The organism is Thainema salinarum CENA647 (assembly GCF_057732415.1).
Genome location: NZ_JBYJZJ010000016.1, coordinates 1 through 1,135, shown reverse-complemented (window position 1 = coordinate 1,135; position 1,135 = coordinate 1). Strand labels below are relative to the sequence as shown.

1 pseudogene is annotated in these 1,135 nt (G+C 51.7%); it reads right to left on the bottom strand.

Annotation, left to right across the window (positions count from 1 at the left end):
• Nucleotides 1-1,067 (bottom strand): annotated as a pseudogene (locus AC286M_RS06555) (ISAs1 family transposase); the annotation flags it as partial.
• Between the last annotated feature and the right edge of the window lie 68 nt (nucleotides 1,068-1,135).

The following is a 1,135-nucleotide window of genomic DNA, read 5'->3' as shown; positions in this document are numbered from 1 at the left end:
TCCAAATCCAGCCCGGCGTTGAGCTTGAGCCATATTCTCAAAGCCATGATTGCGATATAAGTTCAGCGCAAAATTACGGGCCAGTGCCCAATTTTGCACCAGAGGAGGGGTTCGAATGCGGGAGGCATCTTCCCCTTGAGTCACATCTCGGACATAATGCACCTTGTTTTCTACGCCCCAATAGCCTCGGATGCGTTGAGCAAAGGCTTGGACACTCTCACAAAAGGAAGCCACGTAGTAACGGGTGTCGTGAGACACCTCAACGATGTCGGCTCGATGCACCTGGCGCTCGGATTGAACTCGAATCAGCGTCTGCAATCCCGGAAACTCGGGCATGTTATCCAGGATGTGACTCATGCTGATCGTTCGTTTTTCAATGCGACCATGCCCTTTGTTGAGCTGTTGGACGGTTTGCTGCGCCTGAAAATGAGTCGTTACGGCCTGGAGCAGCCCAGATTGGTTGCCTTTGAGTGCCCCCAGATAATGGTTGCCACTGCTGAGAATCACCTCAGCCGTTTTTTTTGAGTACTGATCGCATCAAAGGCAAACACCACTCCATTGAGCGCCAATTGTTCAATGAAGATGGGCAAGGCTGTGATTTCATTGGTTTTGGACTCCACCTCATAGGGCTCCAGGATGAGTCCTCGTTCCACAATGTAAGCGCTGACCAGCAGAATTGCTGGATGCGACTCGACCTGTGGGTCATCGCTGAGCGCTTCATAAGACCCCCGCACAACTTTGCCATCAGTCGCAATCGTTTCTCCAGGCTGAGGATGAACGCCGAAAAACCGAGATAAACAGGCGGCATACTCGTGATAATCCACCCGCAAGAGCGTTCGTCGAATGGTGCTGTAGGAGGGTAAACGGTCTTGAGGAGGCGAAAACAACGCCACTAATTCATCGTGATACGCCTTGAGCCAATCCCCGATCGCCAGAAATCCCCGATTCCCTGCCGCAACGGCCAAGGTGAATAGGGCTAAACATAAGGCTTGGCTATGTCGTTGTCCGGCTCGACGGCGGGTATCGGGTAAGTCGACAAAGGCTTCTACAATCGCAAGTTGAGTCATCTGAACCTGTAGATGAGCGTCAGCTTCGATCCCATATTAGGCTACTTGTTTAGAATGAAATAGCCCTG